The organism is Corynebacterium uterequi (genome assembly GCF_001021065.1).
Classification (GTDB): domain Bacteria; phylum Actinomycetota; class Actinomycetes; order Mycobacteriales; family Mycobacteriaceae; genus Corynebacterium; species Corynebacterium uterequi.
In genome coordinates this window covers 787,782-806,564 of sequence record NZ_CP011546.1, presented here as the reverse complement: position 1 = coordinate 806,564, position 18,783 = coordinate 787,782, and the positions used below count along the sequence as shown (strand labels likewise).

General features: G+C 65.8%; 21 protein-coding genes and 1 tRNA gene. 6 read left to right on the top strand and 16 right to left on the bottom strand.

The annotated features are described in order from the left end of the window. Position 1 precedes the first annotated feature (1 nt). Positions 2 to 1,510 (bottom strand): sugar ABC transporter ATP-binding protein, encoded by a 1,509-nt coding sequence (locus tag CUTER_RS03790; RefSeq protein WP_047259291.1) that lies wholly within the window; start codon positions 1,508 to 1,510, stop codon positions 2 to 4. 5 nt (positions 1,511 to 1,515) lie between these two features. After that, positions 1,516 to 2,523 carry a LacI family DNA-binding transcriptional regulator gene (locus CUTER_RS03785; protein ID WP_047259290.1) on the bottom strand — a complete coding sequence of 336 codons (1,008 nt, stop codon included), beginning with the start codon at positions 2,521 to 2,523 and terminating at the stop codon, positions 1,516 to 1,518. 129 nt (positions 2,524 to 2,652) lie between these two features. On the opposite strand from CUTER_RS03785, the gene CUTER_RS03780 reads away from it, so the two are divergent. Beyond that, complete coding sequence (locus tag CUTER_RS03780) at positions 2,653 to 3,273, top strand: GNAT family N-acetyltransferase (protein ID WP_047259289.1); 621 nt, start codon at positions 2,653 to 2,655, stop codon at positions 3,271 to 3,273. Here CUTER_RS03780 and CUTER_RS03775 read toward each other — a convergent pair. Together CUTER_RS03775 and glyA are read right to left on the bottom strand one after the other, a co-directional pair. Then, positions 3,270 to 4,487: an alpha-amylase family glycosyl hydrolase gene (locus tag CUTER_RS03775; protein ID WP_047259288.1), complete on the bottom strand. Its 1,218-nt coding sequence runs from the start codon at positions 4,485 to 4,487 to the stop codon at positions 3,270 to 3,272. The genes CUTER_RS03780 and CUTER_RS03775 overlap by 4 nt on opposite strands. A gap of 51 nt (positions 4,488 to 4,538) precedes the next feature. Continuing rightward, a complete protein-coding gene (glyA, locus tag CUTER_RS03770; protein WP_047259287.1) occupies positions 4,539 to 5,840 on the bottom strand; it encodes a serine hydroxymethyltransferase in 1,302 nt (433 codons plus the stop codon). Between the two features lie 120 nt (positions 5,841 to 5,960). On the opposite strand from glyA, the gene coaA reads away from it, so the two are divergent. Then, the gene (coaA, locus tag CUTER_RS03765; protein ID WP_047260588.1) at positions 5,961 to 6,887 is read left to right on the top strand and encodes a type I pantothenate kinase; all 927 of its coding nucleotides are present in this window, start codon (positions 5,961 to 5,963) and stop codon (positions 6,885 to 6,887) included. A 21-nt stretch (positions 6,888 to 6,908) separates the two neighbouring features. Here the strand turns inward: coaA and CUTER_RS03760 are convergent, their stop codons facing one another. The 5 genes from CUTER_RS03760 to mca all read right to left on the bottom strand — a co-directional run bounded on the left by CUTER_RS03760 (position 6,909) and on the right by mca (position 11,695). Continuing rightward, a complete protein-coding gene (locus tag CUTER_RS03760) occupies positions 6,909 to 7,427 on the bottom strand; it encodes a flavodoxin domain-containing protein (protein ID WP_047259286.1) in 519 nt (172 codons plus the stop codon). 31 nt (positions 7,428 to 7,458) lie between these two features. After that, positions 7,459 to 9,528: a BCCT family transporter gene (locus tag CUTER_RS03755; protein ID WP_082121254.1), complete on the bottom strand. Its 2,070-nt coding sequence runs from the start codon at positions 9,526 to 9,528 to the stop codon at positions 7,459 to 7,461. 85 nt (positions 9,529 to 9,613) lie between these two features. Then, the gene (locus CUTER_RS03750) at positions 9,614 to 10,393 is read right to left on the bottom strand and encodes an isoprenyl transferase (RefSeq protein WP_047259285.1); all 780 of its coding nucleotides are present in this window, start codon (positions 10,391 to 10,393) and stop codon (positions 9,614 to 9,616) included. Between the two features lie 75 nt (positions 10,394 to 10,468). Beyond that, positions 10,469 to 10,744 carry a hypothetical protein gene (locus CUTER_RS03745; protein ID WP_047260586.1) on the bottom strand — a complete coding sequence of 92 codons (276 nt, stop codon included), beginning with the start codon at positions 10,742 to 10,744 and terminating at the stop codon, positions 10,469 to 10,471. A gap of 84 nt (positions 10,745 to 10,828) precedes the next feature. After that, positions 10,829 to 11,695, bottom strand: a complete 867-nt coding sequence (gene mca / locus CUTER_RS03740) for a mycothiol conjugate amidase Mca (protein ID WP_047260585.1) — start codon at positions 11,693 to 11,695, stop codon at positions 10,829 to 10,831. A 119-nt stretch (positions 11,696 to 11,814) separates the two neighbouring features. On the opposite strand from mca, the gene CUTER_RS03735 reads away from it, so the two are divergent. Both CUTER_RS03735 and greA read left to right on the top strand, forming a co-directional pair. Next, complete coding sequence (locus CUTER_RS03735; protein WP_047259284.1) at positions 11,815 to 12,273, top strand: DUF4307 domain-containing protein; 459 nt, start codon at positions 11,815 to 11,817, stop codon at positions 12,271 to 12,273. Positions 12,274 to 12,353: 80 nt separating this feature from the next. Next, a complete protein-coding gene (gene greA, locus CUTER_RS03730) occupies positions 12,354 to 12,872 on the top strand; it encodes a transcription elongation factor GreA (protein ID WP_047259283.1) in 519 nt (172 codons plus the stop codon). A 36-nt stretch (positions 12,873 to 12,908) separates the two neighbouring features. Here the strand turns inward: greA and CUTER_RS11720 are convergent, their stop codons facing one another. Next, positions 12,909 to 13,193: a hypothetical protein gene (locus CUTER_RS11720; RefSeq protein WP_052844019.1), complete on the bottom strand. Its 285-nt coding sequence runs from the start codon at positions 13,191 to 13,193 to the stop codon at positions 12,909 to 12,911. On the opposite strand from CUTER_RS11720, the gene CUTER_RS11570 reads away from it, so the two are divergent. Both CUTER_RS11570 and CUTER_RS03715 read left to right on the top strand, forming a co-directional pair. Further along, on the top strand, positions 13,183 to 13,425 hold the full coding sequence (locus CUTER_RS11570; RefSeq protein ID WP_144412250.1) for a hypothetical protein: 243 nt from the start codon (positions 13,183 to 13,185) through the stop codon (positions 13,423 to 13,425). The two genes, CUTER_RS11720 and CUTER_RS11570, sit on opposite strands and share 11 nt — an antisense overlap. Before the next feature lie 51 nt (positions 13,426 to 13,476). Next, entirely contained in the window at positions 13,477 to 14,145 is a 669-nt protein-coding gene (locus CUTER_RS03715; RefSeq protein ID WP_052844018.1) for a DUF1707 SHOCT-like domain-containing protein, read from the top strand. 70 nt (positions 14,146 to 14,215) lie between these two features. Here CUTER_RS03715 and CUTER_RS03710 read toward each other — a convergent pair whose 3' ends face one another. From CUTER_RS03710 to eno, 6 genes are all read right to left on the bottom strand, one after another. Next, positions 14,216 to 15,037, bottom strand: coding sequence for a Bax inhibitor-1/YccA family protein (locus CUTER_RS03710; protein WP_047259281.1), 822 nt, complete (start codon positions 15,035 to 15,037; stop codon positions 14,216 to 14,218). Between the two features lie 293 nt (positions 15,038 to 15,330). Further along, positions 15,331 to 15,404: transfer RNA gene (locus CUTER_RS03705), tRNA-Leu, on the bottom strand. A 10-nt stretch (positions 15,405 to 15,414) separates the two neighbouring features. Next, on the bottom strand, positions 15,415 to 16,338 hold the full coding sequence (locus CUTER_RS03700) for a Ppx/GppA phosphatase family protein (protein ID WP_047259280.1): 924 nt from the start codon (positions 16,336 to 16,338) through the stop codon (positions 15,415 to 15,417). A 3-nt stretch (positions 16,339 to 16,341) separates the two neighbouring features. Next, entirely contained in the window at positions 16,342 to 16,899 is a 558-nt protein-coding gene (locus CUTER_RS03695) for a DUF501 domain-containing protein (protein WP_047259279.1), read from the bottom strand. A gap of 5 nt (positions 16,900 to 16,904) precedes the next feature. Continuing rightward, the gene (locus CUTER_RS03690) at positions 16,905 to 17,381 is read right to left on the bottom strand and encodes a septum formation initiator family protein (RefSeq protein WP_047259278.1); all 477 of its coding nucleotides are present in this window, start codon (positions 17,379 to 17,381) and stop codon (positions 16,905 to 16,907) included. Between the two features lie 106 nt (positions 17,382 to 17,487). Next, complete coding sequence (gene eno / locus CUTER_RS03685) at positions 17,488 to 18,765, bottom strand: phosphopyruvate hydratase (RefSeq protein ID WP_047259277.1); 1,278 nt, start codon at positions 18,763 to 18,765, stop codon at positions 17,488 to 17,490. Positions 18,766 to 18,783: the final 18 nt, after the last annotated feature.

Below are 18,783 nucleotides of genomic sequence, written 5' to 3'. Positions count from 1 at the left end.
GTTAGTTCCGGTGTCCTTTGTGGTCGTCGGTAGAGGTGTGGCTCACGGCGAGCGCCATGACCTCGTCCTGGGTGGCGGTGGGAGGAAGTTCGCCGGCGATGGTGCCGCCGGACATGACGAGGATGCGGTCGGACATTCCGAGGACCTCAGGTAGGTCGGAGGAAGCCATGAGCACCGCGCCGCCGGCAGCGACCACGTCGTTGATGATGGAATAGATCTCTACCTTGGCGCCGACGTCGACGCCGCGGGTCGGCTCGTCGAGCAGCAGGACCGAGGATCCGGCCAGCACCCACCGCCCGAAGACGGCCTTTTGTTGGTTGCCTCCCGACAGGTGGCGGATGGGTTGATCGATCCCGGCCATGCGGACCCGCAGGCGCTCGGCCACCTCGGTGGCGCGTCTCCGTTGCCCGGCAAGGTCGGCCAGAGGCCCCTTCGCGGTGCTCCGCAGCGTCGCCAAGCCGATGTTGCTGCCCACCGAGGCGTCGACGATAAGCCCTTGGTTTTTCCGGTCCTCGGGAACGTGGCCGATGCCGGCGTCGATGGCGGCGTCGATCCGGCCGGGACGCAGCACCTGCCCGCCGACGCTCACCTCCCCGGACGTGTACGAATCTGCCCCGGCGAGCGCGCGGATGACCTCCGTGCGCCCGGCGCCCACCAACCCGGCAAGTCCCACCACTTCGCCGGCACGCACCTGGAAGCTGACGTCTTGGAGGGCGTCGGAGCTCAGTCCGCGAACGCTGAGCAGCGGTTCGCCGATGGTGACCTCGCGGGCGGGATACTGCTCGGTGAGCTCTCGTCCCACCATGAGCCGGACGAACTCATCCTCGCTGGTGCTGGCCGGGACTTCGGCGACGAAGGCGCCGTCGCGCAGCACGGAGACGGTATCGGCGATACGGGAGATCTCATCGAGGTGATGCGAGATGAAGACCATTCCGACGCCTTTCGCCTTGAGCTCCTCGACGACCGTGAAGAGCTGGTCAACTTCCCGGGCGGTGAGGGTGGCGGTGGGTTCGTCGAGGATGAGCACGCGGGCGTCCTGGCTCAGCGCCTTGGCGATCTCTACTAGTTGCTGTTGGGCGAGGCCGAGCTCGCCGACAGGGCGGTCGAGGGCGACGTCGAGGCCCACCCGATCCAGCGCCTGGCGGGCCTGGCGGTTCAGCTCGCGGCGGTTGACGAGCCCGGCGCGCCGGGGAGTGCGCCCGAGCAGGATGTTCTCCGCTACAGACAGGGTGGGCACGAGGTTGAGTTCCTGGTAGATGGTGGCGATGCCGCAGGCCTCGGCGGCCTTCGTGGTGGCCAGCGTCACCGGTTGGCCGTCGACGAGCACGTCGCCGGAATCAGGCTGATGCACGCCAGCCATCATCTTGATGAGCGTGGATTTTCCTGCGCCGTTTTCGCCAAGGAGAGCATGGACGGTGCCGGGGTGGACGGCGAGGGTCACGTCGTCGATGACGGTGACGGGTCCGAAGGACTTCGACACGTGCCGGAGTTCAATGAGTGGGGCCGTCATGTGCGTCACCTCCTTATCAGGGGGTTCATGGATGGTCGGGGGACAAGAAGTGCCGGTGTTCGGATGACACCGGCAGGTGGCGGCTGGCCGTCAATGAGGGCGTCGAGCAGCGCCCACGCGCGGGTGGCCATGGCCTCGACGTCCTGGTCAATAACCGCTACGGGCACCGGTTGGAGTTCAAAGACCGGGTGGCGGTCGAAGCCCACGAGCAGGACGTCCTCGCCGAGTGTTACGCCGCGGCGGTGGCAGGCGTCGAGGGCGCCGATGGTCATCATGGAGTCGCCGGCGAGCAGGGCCGTGGCTCCCGCATCAAGGAGGGCGTCCGCTCCGGCGCGGCCAGATTCGCGGGTATATCCGCCGGTATAGGTGGCGGCGTCGGTGATCCCGCGGCGCCGGCAGGCCTCGTGGAAGGCTGCGGTTCGACGACGCCCCGTGGACGTGGAGGCCGGGCCGGCCACGTAACCGAGGCGCCCGTGGGGGGCGAGGGCGCCGACGGCCTCGTCGATAGCGGCCGCCGCCTCCGAGACGATGGTGGGTATCGCGGCATCCACCTCCCGGTCGATGAGCACCATGGGGGTGTCAGCTGCCTCTTCGATGGCGGCGCGGGCGCCTTCGTGAGGCACGCAAATGATGCCGTCGACGCGTTGGGAACGCAGGATCTCCAGGGCGTTGGCGAGCTCGGCGGGATCCTCCCGGTTACTGACGACGATGGTGAGTTGGCGTTGCTGAGAGGCGGCGTGTTCGATGGCGGTGACCATCGTGGCGAAGTAGTGATTGGCCAGCGTCGGCACGATGACCCCGAGGGTGTTCGTCCGGGCACCTTTGAGCGCGCGGGCTTGGGCGTTGGGGCGGTACCCGAGCGTGCCGGCGGTGGCGACGACGTGCTCGCGCGTCGACGCCGTGATGACGGGGTTTCCGGCCAGCGCCCGTGACGCGGTGGATACGGACACTCCCGCCTCCCGGGCTACGTCTTTGAGGGTGACTCGGGACCGGGAATGGGGTTGGTGCGCCACCGCGTCACTCTCCTTTCGGGCCCTTCACTCCTGCGTGCAAACGTTTGCACGATGATGCGAGAGAGTATAACCAGCGCCCAAAACCCCGAGCAACGCCGCTCCCCCAATCGCGGGGTACGCTGAGACACCATGTCCGATGTCCACGACCGCCTCGTTCGCGCCCGGCTCGATTCCCCTCTTGCCGCCCCGCTGGTAACAGAACTCTCCGACTTCTATGCCGCCCGCTACGCCGACTACGGCGGCTTCGACCAGCCGGCCAATACCCCTCCGGAGCTTGAGCTCTACCCCCCGCTGCTATTCACCCCTCCCTACGGGGAGCTTGTGCTCATCGTCCGAGACGGCCGCGCCATCGCCGGCGGTGCTTTCATGTACCTGGACCCCACCACCGCGGAAATCAAGCGCGTATGGACCTCCTCACAGCACCGCCGGCAGGGACTCTCCCGCCGGATCATGGCAGCGTTAGAGGAAGCCATCATCGAGCGCGGATACCGCAACGCCTACCTGAGCACCGGGCCCCGCCAGCCGGAGGCCGTCGCACTCTACCGCAGCCTCGGGTACACGCCACTGTTCGACACCACCGTTGACCCCGAAAGCATCGGGGCGCTCGCCTTCGAAAAGGTGCTGGCCCCGGACAATGCCGGCCCGCGGCTGCGCGGCCCCCTCGACGCGCTGCGAGGAGCGCGCCAGCGCCGGGCGCTCCGGAGAACACACAAGTTCCGGCCGCGCCCCGGAAGGCGCCTGGGCGACTAGAAGACCAGCGCCTCAGCGCCGTCGATGTGAATAGCGGCGTGGGAGCCGTCGGCCACGGATAGGTTCACCGCCAGCTCGTGGGCCTGCTCCCCGCGGGCGCGCACCACGTAGGCGATCGCCTCGTCGGACTTCTCGACGACCTCCAGGTCGCCCTCGGCGATCCAGCCGTGCTCGCCGCGCAGCCCGATAAGCCGGCGGTAGAGCTGCGTCAACTCGCCCGGTTCGGGCAGCTCGTCGAAGCTCGGCCGCAGGGCGGCGTCGGCGTCGACGCCCTCGCCCTTACGTCCCTCGGCTCCCCGCTCGTCACCGTAGTAGATGCTCGGGATGCCCGGCAGGGTGAGCAGCGCGACCGCGGCCAGGCCGGCCTTCTCCGCACCGACGAGGCTGCACACGCGCTCCACGTCGTGGTTGCCGATGAAGGTCTGCAGGCCCGGCTTGCCGTGCTCGTACATCCGCGCCTGGAACTCTGCATGGCGGCCCAGCGCGTGGTCAAGCTCCCAGAAATTCTCATTCTGCAGGGAGGACCACACGGCCTTCCACACCTCGTACTGGGTCATCGTGTCCAACTGCCCGGCCGCGGCAGCCTCGACGTAGTCTCCGTGGATCATCTCGCCGAGGAAGCCGGCCTCGGGGAAACGCTCACGCACCCGGGTGACCACCCGGGACCAGAACTCCGAGGGCACGGCGTACGCGACGTCGAGACGCCACCCGGTGATCCCGCGTTCCAGCCAGTGGCACATGACGTCCACGACCAGGTCTTCCGTCTCCGGGCGGGAATGATCGAGCAACGCCAGCGTGCCGTCGCCTTCCCAACCGAGCGGCTGGCCTTCATCGTCGCGGGCGATGAGCGGTGACCCCTCCTCAACCAAGGGATGCTGAACGCCCACATGGTTAAACACGCCATCCAGCCAGATATCGAGGCCGCGCTCGCGACAGGCCTCTACGAGCTCGCCGAAGACGGCGTCCGCCTCAGCCGGATCCGCTCCACCGAGACGGTCGTCGATGCGGAAGTGATCGAGCGTGTCATAGCCGTGAGCCGTCGATTGGAAAATCGGGGCGAGCAGCAACGCCGAACAGCCGAGCTCCGCCGCCTCCTCGACCCACGGCAGCATGGCGCGCAAGCGGTCGGCCGGGTCGTGCTCCCCGTGGATCTGCGCGCCGCACGCGGAGAGCGGATAGACGTGCCAGAAAATAGACTCAGATTTCACACTCACTTCAACGATCCTTTCTGCAAGGGTGAAGTTTCCGAGTCTACACGGTGGCGCCTACGCCAGCTTCCACTCCTCCAAACCGGTGTAGAGGGGGAAACGCTCCGCCAGCGCCTCGACGCGGGCGCGCAGCTCAGCGACGTTAGCCGCGCTGCCCGCCGCCAGGGCGGTGCCGATGATGTCCGATACCTCGGTAAACGCCGCCGCGTCGAAGCCGCGGGTGGCCAGCGCCGGCGTGCCGATGCGCAGGCCGGAGGACACGGCCGGCGGACGCGGATCGTTGGGAACCGCGTTGCGGTTGACGGTAATCCCCACGGAGTGCAGCAAATCCTCAGCCTGCTGGCCGTCCATCTCCGAGTTGCGCAGATCAGCCAGGACCAGGTGAACATCGGTACCGCCAGTGAGCACGTCGACGCCGGCGGCGCGGGTGTCCTCGGCTACCAAACGCTCGGCGAGGATCTGCGCGCCCTCCAGGACCCGCTGCTGACGCTCCTTGAAGGCCTCGCTAGCCGCGATCTTCAAGGCCACGGCCTTGGCCGCGATGACGTGCATGAGCGGCCCGCCTTGCTGGCCCGGGAAGACAGCCGAGTTGAGCTTCTTCGCGTACTCCTCCTTGGCGAAGATCATTCCGGAACGCGGCCCGCCGATGGTCTTGTGAATGGTGGTGGTCACCACGTCGGCGAACGGGATGGGCGAAGGGTGCAACCCCGTAGCCACCAGACCCGCGAAGTGCGCCATGTCCACCCACAGGTAGGCCCCCACCTCGTCGGCGATGGACCTGAACGCCGCGAAATCGAGGGTGCGCGGGTAGGCCGACCAGCCGGCGATGATGACCTTCGGCTGCTCGCGCAACGCGATCTCGCGGACCTGGTCCATGTCGATGCGCATCGTCACCGGGTCCACCTCGTAAGCCACCACGTCGTACAGCCGGCCGGAGAAGTTGATCTTCATGCCGTGGGTGAGGTGACCGCCGTGGGCCAGGGACAGGCCCATAATCTTGTCGCCCGGCTTGATGAGCGCGTGCAGGACCGCAGCGTTGGCCTGAGCACCGGAGTGCGGCTGGACGTTGACGAACTCGGCCCCGAACAGCGCCTTAGCGCGCTCAATGGCCAGGTTCTCCACGACGTCGACGTGCTCACACCCGCCGTAGTAGCGGCGCCCCGGGTAGCCTTCGGCGTACTTGTTGGTCAGCACCGACCCCTGTGCTTGGAGCACGGCGCGAGGAACGAAGTTCTCGGAGGCGATCATTTCCAGGGTCGTGCGCTGACGGTGCAGCTCCGCGGCAATGGCCTCGGCGACGTCCGGATCCACATCCGCCAACGGCAGGTTGAGTAAGTTCTGTGCATCGGCTGCGGTCATGGTCTGGGGCACCCCTTTTCAGTGTGTGATGGCGATAACAACACCACGATAGTACAGGGTTTTTGGGTCCCCACAGCCCCCGTTATATTGATTGCCCCCTTCGGTGTCACAATGGTGGCCATGGCGCGCTCCAGAGACTCGACCCCGTACGTGGCCTTCACCCGAGCGGAGTGGCAGGGGCTTCGTTCCTCCATGCCCCAGGTGCTCACCGAGGAAGAAGTGGTGGCGCTGCGCGGCGTCGGCGAAAACGTCGATCTCGCCGAGGTGTCCGACATTTATCTCACTCTCTCCAGGCTCATTCACCTCCGGGTATCCGCCCGGCAGAAACTCATCGAAGCCACGGAGACCTTCCTCGACGAAGATCCCGGCCACGTACCCTTCATCATCGGCATCGCCGGGTCGGTGGCGGTAGGAAAATCCACCACCGCTCGACTCCTTCAGGTGCTGCTCCAACGGTGGGATTCTCACCCTCGGGTAGATCTCATCACCACCGACGGCTTCCTTTACCCCACCGCGGAACTCAACCGCCGCCAGCTGCTCAACCGCAAAGGATTCCCCGAATCCTACGACCGGCGGGCCCTGCTGCGCTTCGTCACCGACGTCAAGTCCGGCCGGCCGGAGGTCACCGCGCCGGTGTACTCCCATATCTCCTACGACATCGTGCCCGACGAGCGGCACGTGGTACGCAGCCCGGACATCCTCATTGTCGAGGGCCTCAATGTGCTCCAGACTGGGCCGACGCTCATGGTCAGCGACCTCTTCGACTTCTCTATCTACGTCGACGCCCACATCGACCACATCGAAAAGTGGTACATCGAGCGCTTCCTCAAGCTGCGCTCCACCGCCTTCCGCCGGCCCGGCGCGCACTTCGCCCACTACGCGAACCTGAAAGATGAGGAGGCCGAGGCCACCGCCCGGGAGGTGTGGCAGTCCATCAACCTCCCCAACCTGGTCGAAAACATCCTTCCCACCAAGGTCCGGGCCTCCCTCGTGCTCCGCAAGGGCGAGGACCATCTCGTCGAGGGCGTGCGGATGCGCAAGCTCTAACCCGGGCCTGCCTCACTGTGGCTAGGCGCCGTGGGCGCGCGCCCACGCGACGACGGGGTCGAGCTCCGCGAAATCGATGCGGTCGACATCCTGTCCATAATCCTGGATCAGGTTGCGGTCATTGTCTGACTTGCGCGGTTTGAGCTTGAGCGCGTTAACGACGCCGAACATCACCTTGCGGTGAGCGGGCGAAATCTCGGAATAGGCCAGCCGCCCGGGCAGATAGAAGCGCTCGACGTTCGCCGCCTGCTCCCCCAGCATGGATTTCATCTGGTCGCGTTCGCGCGCCGCGGACACCAGCGACATGCCCACGGCACACGCGGCGAGCGGTCGCTGAGGCAGGTGATGCTGAGTGAAAAACGACGCTGCCGGCAACGACGGGCCGTGGGTGTAGGACACGGTGATGACCGGGTCTGACCCAGCCAAATCCTCGGGTGCCACCTCAGTCATAGCGACCGCGGTCGTATTCAACCGTCGCGCCAGCTCCTCGGCATACATCCGGGAAGAGCCGTAGGCGGAGGCGTAGAGGATGTGGGTCATCGCGAAACCGGTCCTTTGCGTGAAGGCGTCGTTACTTCTCTGTTGTCTCAGCGTTTCCGGCCAAGCCGGCCTCCCCTACGCTACCCCGGTCCTGCCGCAGCGACTCCTCGACTCCCGCGTCCTCCGAGGACTTAAGTTCGCTTTCTGCGTGGGCCAGCTCCCGGCGTTCGACGACAGTCGCGGTCGAGTGCTCGGTGTACCAATCCGTGAGGCTCTGATCTTCGGAGTCGAAGTCCGCTCCGGCGCCCTGGTAGCCGCGCACGCGGTCGACGCCGAAGACAAAGTCGTCCCCGTGTTCGTCGATGCCGCGGATCACGCCCTTGCGAATGGCCTCCCGCGCGTAGGTGCGTCGGATGAGCACTGGGTCGTTCTTCAGCTCCCGGCCCCAGCAATAGGCGATGCCCCAGATAATGAGGACGAAGGGCACCGAGCCGGAGACGGTGATGGCCTGCAGGCCCGAAAGTGCGTCCTGGCCGCCGGCGATGAGCAGGGACAGTGCGAGCAGACCCAGGGTGGCGCCCCAAATAATCGTGACCGAGTTGGAGGGCACGGCGCGGCCGTTTTGCGACATGGAACCCAGCACGTTCGTGGTGGAGTCGCCCGCCGTGGTGAAGAAAATGATGATCGCCAGCAGCGTCACCGTCTGCATGACGAGGGACAACGGCATGTTCGCGAACAGGTCAAACATGACGTTCTCGCCGGAGCCGACGATCTCGATGGCCTTGTCCTTAAGATCCATCCACATCGCGGTGCCGCCGAAGAAGATGTACCACAGCGCAGAGATCAGCGCCGGGGCGAAGATGGTGGCGGTGACGTACTCGCGCAGGCTGCGCCCCTGGGAGATCTTGGCGATGAACATGCCCACGAACGGGGACCAGGACGTCCACCACGCCCAGTACAGAATCGTCCACGCCGTGACAAACTCCGCCTCTTCCTGTCCCTGGGAGGGGGACACGGCGAAGTAATCCGGAATGGTCTTGACGAAGGTCATGAACGACGTAGGAACGAGGTCCAAGAGGAACACCGTCGGGCCAAACGCCACCACGAATAGCGCCATGAAAATAACGAGGCCCATGTTGGTGTTGCTCAGGATGCGAATACCCGTCTTCACGCCCGACACGGCGGAGAAGGTGAACACGACGGTGAGCACGCTGATGATGACAGCGACGGCGCCGTTGCCCTCCAGCGGCTGGCCGGTGAGCAGGCTCATTCCCGTGCGCACCTGGAGCGCGCCGATGCCCAGAGACAGTGCGGTACCAAACAAGGTCACGATCACGGCGAAGACGTCAATGATGCGGCCCACCGGGTGGTTGGGAGCGTCGGGGAACACCGGCTCGAAGATTGCCGAGATCAGCGGCAGCCGGCCGCGCCGGTAGGCGGAGTAGGCGATGGCGCCACCGACGAAGGAATAGATCACCCACGGGAAGGACGCCTGGTGAAGAATCGCCTGGGCCACCGCGGCGCCCAACGCGTCCGTCGACCCCGCCTCGATGCCCTGGTAGGCCGGCGGGATGGTGCGGAAGTGGATGAGCGGCTCCATGGGGCCATAGAAGATCAAGCCGATGCCTAGGCCGGCGGCGAAGAGCATGGAGATCCACGTGCCCGTCGAGAATTCCGGTTCGGAGTCATCTGCGCCCAGCCGGATACGGCCGGTCGGCCCGTAGCCGATGACGAGCATGAAGACAGCCAGGCCCACGATGGTGACCGTGAAGAGCCAGCCAAGATTGCTCACTACCCAGGTTTGCAGGCCGATGCCCACCGAATTCACCTGGGTGGGGTTGATAAACGCCCAGATAATGACGGCGAGGCTCAGGCCGAGCGCGATGGCGAAAACGGGCTTATTGGTGCGGTATTCGCGATCGGTGTCGTCGACGCTGATGCCGGGCACCAGGCCCGGGTGGATGGAGCGCTGCCCGGTGACCACCTTGCGTAGCCGCTCGGCGGTGTAGGGCCGATGATGCCGGCGCAGCACTAAGGTGTCGTCATCGGTAAGCGACGCCGCGGCCGGGTCGAGCCCCAGCTCTTCCTTTTCGTTTTTCGAACGGGCGTGGGGCCGTTGCGGCTCCTGCCCGGTTGCGGACGAGGAGTGAGGGTCACTCATCGAGTCAGTCCTTCCCATAGCGAGGTCTTGAAGACACATCACCTTTTCACACTTGGGGCGAACTGTCACCTTGAGAACGCGCGAGCTACTTGCCGAACCGCCGCGATCGCTTGGAATAATCCCGCAGCGCCCGCAGCAGATCAATGCGACGGAAGGCCGGCCAGAACGTGTCGGTAAACCAGATCTCCGAGTACGCCGCCTGCCACAGCAGGAACCCGCTCAGCCGCTGCTCGCCGGAGGTGCGGATCACCAGATCCGGGTCCGGTTGGCCCGAGGTGTACAGGTGGGTGGAGATGGATTCCACCGTGATGGCGTCGGCAAGCTTCGCCAGTTCGACGCCGCGCGCCGTCGCCTCCCGGATCACGTCCCGGGCGGCGTCGACGATTTCTTGACGCCCGCCGTAGCCGACGGCGACGTTGACGGTAATGCCGTCGTTGTCGCACGTCTTGGCGGCCTCCCGCTGCATACTCTCCGCGATGTCACCGGGAAGCAGGTGCAGATGACCCACCAACCGCACTCGGCAATCGGTGTCGCCATTGGCCAATTCGCTCACCACGCCGGAGATGATCTCGAAAAGCAGCTCGATTTCTTCGCTGGAGCGGGACAGGTTTTCCGTCGACAGCAGGTAGACGGTGATGACCTCAACGTCGGTGTCCTTGCACCAGGACACGAGCTCGGCGACCTTTTTGGCACCGATACGGTGACCGTGGGAGACGTCGGCAAAGCCAGCCGCGCGGGCCCACCGACGGTTGCCGTCGACGATGACCGCGATGTGCTTGGGTTGCGGCAGCCCGGCAACTTCTTTGAGCAAGCGCTGTTCGTACAGCGGGTAGAGAAGACGCGGCAGGAGTTTCACATTGGGCATTTTAGCCTGGCACGCATGGACACACCGGCGCTCGGCCCACCTGGGCAGATTTCCGGCCGCGACCGGCGCTGAGATCTAGAAAAAGGTGTCCTTGCGCAGATCCTTCACGCCGGCTTCGGCCATGGCGGCGTCCACCGCCTCCTTGTCGAAGGGGTCGATCCCCCGCGCCTCAGCGAAGAGCCGACGGCGGCGGAAACGAGAGTGCCGGCGGTGGAAGGCCCACCCCAGGCAAATCACGGCGACGGCGAGGACCACAAGGACGAACAAACCGATCGGGGACGCCTTGCCGAACTCGGCGCCCAGCGGACCGTCAGTCGGGGCCGCCGGTCCGGTGATTCCCTGCGCCACCAGAAGGTAGCCGTCAAGAACAAGGTCGTTAACAGTCAAGGTCTTCTCCTTCGCCGAAGCGTGCCGGTGATTATCCCGCGAGCTAGCTTAATGCGCCAACCCAGCGAAGAGGTCATCCTCCGGCAAGGTGGTGGACACTCGGGTGGCGGCGAGCTCGAACTCCTCGGTGGGCCAGAGGCGCTGCTGGACCTCGACGGGGCTCGCCAGGAAGGCGCCGGCCGGGTCGATCTGGGTGGCGTGGGCGATGAGCGCTGCCTCCCGGTGCCCGAAGTAGTCCGCGCAGTGGATCTGGGTGGTCACCCGCGCCATGATGTCCGCCTTGTTCTCCGACCACCGCTGAAGCATGGGCCCGTACGGGCTGCTCAGGCCGGATTCGAGGAGCTGATTGTGCAGCAGGAGCATCCGCTGGCGGACGAAACCGTGGGAGTAATAAAGCTTCTTCGGTTCCCACGGCTCACCCAGGTCGGGGCGGTACGCGGCGTCGCCGGCGCGCTCCCAGGCCAGGACGGAGACCTCGTGGACTTTGAGGTGATCCGGGTGAGGGTAGCCACCGTTTTCGTCGTAGGTGATGATGACGTGTGGTTTGGCCCGCCGGATCACGCCGATGAGGTGGTCGGCCACCTCCTGCGAGTCTTCCAACGCGAAACAGCCATCCGGTAGCGGCGGGAGCGGGTCTCCCTGGGGCAGCCCGGAGTCGACGTACCCCAGCCATTCATGCTCCACTCCGAGGGCGGCGGCCGAGCGAGCCATTTCCTCCCGGCGTAGCTCGTTGAGGCGGTCCTTAACCCCCGGGCGATCCATCGCTGGGTTGAGGATATCGCCCCGTTCGCCGCCGGTGCAGGTCACCACGAGCACCTCGTTGCCCTCGGCGACGTACTTGGCCATGGTGGCGGCGCCCTTCGACGCTTCGTCGTCCGGGTGGGCGTGAATCGCCATAAGACGGAACGCGGACACTGTCATCTACTCCCTCAACTTGTTGCCGTATACGCAATTCATCTTACGCGTAGCCGGCCGTCGTCCTAACCGTCGGCCGTACTCCCCCGACTGTGCGAGGTGGAATAGTCTAGACAGTCATGAGCTCTTCCTTCACCCGCCCAGCGTCCCGCTACGGCCGCGACACGTCGCCGCAGAAGCGCAACCAACTCAGCGGGAAGGTTTTCGCAATACTACTGGCCATCCTGGCGATCTCGCTCGTCGCCTTCATCGGCCGGCTCGTGTACGCCAGCGCCACCAAGCCGATCAGCGCCACCTACGTGGCCCACGAGCGGGTCGACGACGCCACGCTGCGGGTATGGGTGGACATCGAGCGACGCGACGTCAACGAGCCCGCCTACTGCATCGTCACCGCGATGGACTACGAGATGGCCGAGGTCGGACGCCGGGAAATCCTCCTGCCGGCCGGGGGCGAGGCCCACCAGCGAATCGCGGCTGACATCCCCACCCGGGAGCTGCCCGTCGCCGGCCAACTCTACGGCTGCTCCACCGCCATGGCGCCGTTCATGGAACCCGACCAGGCGGTGAACACGTTCTGATACTATCCGGGGGCATCTAAGTCACGACGGCCCCGGAAGCGTCGTCGATAATCACGGATAGGGAAAGGGTCAGCCCGATCATGGCAGACGTTCAGAAGCAGTACATCACCCCGGAGATGAAGGCGAAGCTGGAGCAGGAGCTCCAGGCTCTCATCGATAACCGCCCGGTCATCGCCGCCGAGATTAACGAGCGACGCGAGGAAGGCGACCTCAAGGAGAACGCGGGTTATGACGCGGCCCGCGAGCAGCAGGACCAGGAAGAGGCCCGCATTAAGCAGATCTCCGAGGTGCTCCAGAACTCCACCACGGAGCGCTCCGTCCACGTTGAGGGCGTGGCCCACGTGGGGTCCGTCGTCCACGTCTACTACAACGGTGATGAGTCCATGAAGGAGACCTTCCTCATCGGCACCCGCGCCGCCTCCACCGACAACAAGGATCTGGAGACCTACTCCGAGCAGTCACCGCTCGGCGCCGCCGTGCTGGGAGCCTCCGAGGGCGAGACCCGGGAGTACACCGCCCCCAACGGCCGCACCATCTCCGTGACGATCGTCTCCGCGGCCCCCTACGACTCGCAGAAGGCCTCGACGCCGCGCGCCTAGGCACGGCGTAGGAACGTTGCACATGAAGTCATCCGTTCAGTGGGCGCCTCGCGCCGTGTTCGTCGTGGGGTTGGCGGCGGCGCTAGTGTCGTGTTCGAACCCCGCCACTCGCGAGCCCACTCCGGCAGGCTCCCCGACGCCGGACGACGCGATGAGCGCGGCGTCCGCGTCGTCGATGCCGGCCACGTCGTCGGCGGGATCCGCCTCGCCCACCCCGACGCCGTCCGCGTCGCCCTCCGCATCCTCTTTACGCCCGGCGACGCCGTCGAGCACCGCCTCGCCGTCTGCATCGCGCACGCGGGCCGGCACGGTGCTGGTCATCGACTGCGTCGGCGCGCCTGAACACCGCCCGACGACGCTGAGCGCTGATTGCTCCTCGCCCACGGTTCAACTCACGGATATCGTGTGGGACTCGTGGGACGACGAGCAGGCAGAGGGCACCGGCACGCTACAAGGCAAAGAGGTGACGGTGGTGCTCTCAGTTCCCGTCGATAACGGCTCCGAGCTGGTTTTTTCCACCGTCATGATCGACGGTCAGGTTGTGAGCAGCTAGCCCGAGGTTAAGGGAACTCACGCCGGCCCGGGAGGGTCTATCGTGATACTCATGAGCGAGGATCACGACCGCCACCTTGATATTCGGGTCAGCGACGCCGAAAGAGAACACGTCATCGAGCAGCTCGGGCAGGCCATGAGCCTAGGCCAGCTCACCTTCGCCGAATTTGACGAGCGAGCCACCGCCGCCCGAGACGCCCGCGTGCGCCGGGACCTGGTCCCGCTCACAGCCGACCTGCTGGAGCCGCACCCGCCGTCGCCTACCGCCCCGCCCGCCGTGTGGGGCACGAGGCGCCCGGCCACCCGCAGCGCCAGCTCGATGGTGACCAACGAATCCGGGGGTTCCGCCATCAGCCTGGGAGTCATGGGCGGCACGGAGCTCTCCGGTGATTGGCTCGCTGCTTCCCAACACTTATCGGTGGCCTTCATGGGCGGCACCGAGGTAGATCTGTCCCGCGCCCGGCTCAGCTCACAGAACACGACGATCACGGCCGTGGCCTTCATGGGCGGCATCGAGGTTCGGGTCCCCGAGGACGTGCGGGTCAAGGCCGTTGGCATCCCGTTCATGGGCGGCTTTGGAACCGAAGACGCCCCCGGCGTGACGTTAGCGCAGTCGGATCTTCCGGAGGATGCACCCAGCGTCACCGTCCGCGGGCTGGCGTTCATGGGCGGAGTGAGTGTGGTGAGGGTTCCTCGCACCTCCCGGCCCGCGAAGAACTAGCAAAGCCAAGCAAAAACCGGCCTGCGCCAGTGGTGCGGGCCGGTTCGGTCTTATCAGACTGGAGTTCGGTTTAGCGCTGGGTGAAGTAGCTCAAGAAGCGCAGGATCTCGGTGTAGAGCCACACCAGGGTCACAGCCAGGCCGAGGGCGACGGACCAGGCCATCGAGGCCGGGGCGCCGGCCCGGATGAGCCGGTCAGCGGCGTCGAAGTCCTGCAGGAAGCTCAGCGCAGCGAGAGCGATGCAGACCAGGGAGAAGATGATGGCGAGGATGCCGCCGTCGCGCAGCGGGTTAGCGTCCGTGAACATGGCGAGCAGCATGTTGCCCAGCGACAGCACGACGACGCCGATGAGCGCGCCCATAAGGAAGCGGGTGAACTTCGGGGTGACCTTAATGGCGCCGGTCTTGTAGACGAAGAGCATGCCCAGGAACACGCCGAGGGTGCCGAGCACCGCCTGCCCGATCAGCGCACCCGCGTTAGCGCCACCCACCAGCCAGCCGGAGAGCAGCAACGAGATACCGCCAACGAGCAGGCCTTCGAAGGCCGCGTAAATGAGCGTAGACACCGGGCCGGACTTGCCACCCAACGTGGCGATCAGCACGGTAATGAAGCCGCCGATGCCGCCAACGGCCGTGAGTCCCACGGCCAAGCCCACCATGCCGGCCTTGGCGAGACCGAAGTTGATAAGGGCGAAGACGACGATGACGGCCAGCGTCATGCCGGTCTTGGTCACCACATCGTCCACCGTCATGGGCCGCTCAGCCTGGGCAGCGGACGGCGCGGGCTGGCCGTAGCCGCCGAAGCCATCGAGGCCCTGGTGGCCTCCCTGATAGTAGCCGCCGCTTGCTTGCTGCGGACGCAGCTTGGTCAGAACCGGGTTGTTGCTTCGCACGTGCCGAACACCTCTCTTGCACAGATATATTGTCGTTCTATTAAGGATCAACGTACCGGCCCGGGTCGTTGTTCCCTACCCGACGGAAACTTTTTGGCCGGACCCCTTGCAACTTTAGGGCAGCCTAACCTATGATCTAAGAGAACGGTCGCCAACCACAGGCAAGGAGAGTGAGGCCTTAAGGACTGTCAGACATCTCTGGTCTTATGCGTTCGACGCCGCCGCCCCCACCGAGCTCCGGGGGCGGCGGCGTTGATCCGTCACCTCTTCCCCCAGCGCCCCCTCTTCCCTCGTGCCCCCAGTGGGATTCGAACCCACACTGAATCGATTTTAAGTCGACTGCCTCTGCCAATTGGGCTATAGGGGCCCTCGCGCCGCTAGGACGCAGCCAGGATGGACACTATACCGTCAAGAATGTCTTTCTCAGAAATGACGATGGAGGACGCCGTTTCCAGCCGCTCCACCATGTTGATGATCCCCTCCACCGCCACGGCACCACCAGCGATGACGTCGGCTCGTCCCGGGTGAATGACCGGGTGCGAGGCCCGCTGCGCGGACGAGGACCCGACGAGCTCCCGGGTAATCACGCGCAAAGCGTCGAATCGCAGCTCCGAGCAGTGAATCTCCGCCGGGTCATAGGTCTCCAACCCTTGCGCGAGGGCGGACAATGTCGTAAACGTTCCCGCCACCCCGACGAAGGTTCGGGCCTTATCCACCGGAACCTCCGCGAGGACCTCGCTGATCCGTTCCGCGACGTACTCTTCCGCGATCTCCACTTCGGTGTCCGTCGGCGGGTCCGAGCGCATGATGCGCTCGGTAAGCCGAACACAGCCCATCTGCACGCTCTTCGCGCCATAGATCTCCCCGTCTGCCCCGCCGACGACGAACTCCGTCGAACCGCCGCCCAAGTCAATGACGCAGAAGGGCCCACGGGAACGTTCAAGGTCTAGGATCGCCCCGCGGAAGGAGAGCTCCGCTTCTTCCTGCCCGGAGATTACCTCGGCGCGTACGCCGAGTACCTCCTCGGTCATCGCGAAGAAGTCTTCCTTGTTCTCGGCGTCTCGGGTGGCCGAGGTCGCCACCATCCGCACGGCCGTGACACCTTCGAAGCGAATGATCTCCGCGTAGCGAGTCAACACTGCCCGGGTTCGGTCCAACGCTGCCTGAGAGATGCGCCCCGTGGCATCCACGCCCTCTCCCAGGCGGACGATCTCATTGAGGCGCACGACCTCCCGACCGTCATCGGAGATGAGTAAGCGAAGCGCATTCGTGCCGCAATCTACCGCTGCCACTCGCGTCATGATCTAGCCCTCCTTAGCCAACCGGGCGGAGCCGTCGGCGTCGACGATGATGCCCAGATCCTCCGGGGTCGGCCACTCCTGCGGGATCGCGCTGCCACGCAGATCGCCGTGCTCGGCGGCGATCGCCACCGCCTCGTCCCCCAGCCGGATCCGGCCCGGACCCTCAGCCAGGGCGTAGGCGATGAGCACATGCAGGCATTTCACCCGGTCGGGCATCCCGCCGCCGGAGAAGTCCGTGCCGAGGTCCTCGATGGCGTTGCGTTCGGCGAGGTAGTACTCGTGTGCCCGCTCATAGTCGGCGCGCAGCGCGTCGTCGCTGCCGAGGCGGGCCTCCATCCACTTCATCACCTGCGCCACCTCCAGGCGGGAGGCCTCGGCCGTCAGGCGCGGGTCCGTGAGGTAATACAAGGTGGGAAAGGGGGTACCGTCGTCGAGCCGGGGCGCGGTCTTCACGACGCCGGGCTGGCCATCCGGCGTCCGATACGCGATGTCCAGGACGCCGCGGGGGCGGCGACCGAGCTGCTCGGTGACAATACCCAGGTCCTCTTCGGCAACAGTCATGGCGATTACTGTACCGGGCGTTCCGGTTCGGCCACGGATCGCCACAACACCTGGTACCACTCCGGCTGGATCGCCTCATCGGTCGAGGAGGTGGTGACCTGCTCCTGCGGGGTCATGCGGGGATCGACGATGCGGAAGGCGACCTCTCCAGGTTCGATGAAACCAAGGCGACGACGCGCCTCCTGGCGGATATAGGCCTCATCGCTGTAGCGCTCCAGCTCGGCCTGGAGGCTGGCTTTTTGGCGCTGTTTGAGCTCGATGGATTCTGTCAGCCGGGCGATCTCCGCCCGGCCATCGAGATAATTGCGCACCGGGGCGACCAGCATCGCCATGAGTGCCAGGGCCGCCAAGCCCATCGCGAGGCCAAGGCGGGCGTCGATCTTGCGAACCCGCGGGCCGAGATTCTTCAACCGGGGAAGCTGGGGGGAGTCGCGCCGATGCGCCACGGGGACGCGGGTGCGCGAGCGCTGTCGCTGTGCCATAGAAGCCCGATTCTACTCCACGCCCAACTCCCCTTAGGCGGACACGACAACGGCCCCACACCAGTGACAGTGCGGGGCCGAGCCGGACCTTAGGTACGGGTGCTACTTAGGCCTGGAAGCGCGGGAAGGCGGAACGGCCGGCGTAGACGGCGGCGTCGCCTAGCTCCTGCTCGATGCGCAGCAGCTGGTTGTACTTCGCGACGCGCTCGGAGCGGGCCGGGGCACCGGTCTTGATCTGGCCGCAGCCGAGGGCGACGGCGAGATCGGCAATGGTGGTGTCCTCGGTCTCGCCGGAGCGGTGAGACATCATGCAGCGGTAGCCGTTGCGGTGAGCGAGGTCCACAGCGTCGAAGGTCTCGGTGAGGGTACCGATCTGGTTGACCTTGACCAGCAGGGCGTTGGCGGCCTTCTTCTCGATGCCCTCGGCGAGACGCTTCGGGTTGGTGACGAAGAAGTCGTCGCCCACGATCTGGACCTTGTCGCCGATGGCGGCGGTCAGGGCGGTGTAGCCCTCCCAGTCATCCTCCTGCAGCGGGTCCTCGATGGAGACGATCGGGTACTCGGCGATGAGCTCGGAGTAGACCTTGGCCATCTCCTCGGCGGTGTGCTCGCCGCCCTCGAACTTGTAGACGCCGTCCTCGAAGAACTCGGAGGAAGCAACGTCGAGGGCCAGGGCCACGTCCTTGCCCGGCTCGAAGCCGGCGGCCTTGATGGCCTCAACGATGAGGTCGAGGGCTTCCTTGGTGGAGCCGACGGACGGGGCGAAGCCGCCCTCGTCGCCCAGGCCGGTGGACAGGCCCTTGTCCTTGATGACCTTCTTCAGGGAGTGGTACACCTCGGCGCCGGCGCGCAGGGCCTCAGCGAAGGACTCGAAGCCGATCGGGGCGATCATGAACTCCTGGACGTCAACGCCGGAGTCGGCGTGGGCGCCACCGTTGACGATGTTCATCATCGGCACCGGCAGGACGTGGGCGTTCGGGCCACCGATGTAGCGGTACAGCGGCAGACCAGCGGACTCGGCGGCGGCCTTGGCAGCGGCGATGGACACGCCGAGGATGGCGTTCGCGCCGAGCTTGGACTTGTTGTCGGTGCCGTCGAGGGCGATCATGGCCTGGTCGATGAGGCGCTGATCATCGGCCTCGAAGCCAGCGAGCTCGTCGGCGATGACCTCGTTGACGTTCTCGACGGCCTTGAGCACGCCCTTGCCGAGGTAGCGGTCGCCACCGTCGCGCAGCTCGTGGGCCTCGTGAACGCCGGTGGACGCACCGGAGGGGACGCCGGCGACACCGCGGGCACCGTCGTCGAGGAACACCTCGGCCTCGACGGTCGGGTTACCGCGGGAATCCATGATCTCGCGGGCAATAACGTGAATGATGTCAGCCACTTTCGAGGGCCTCCTAAA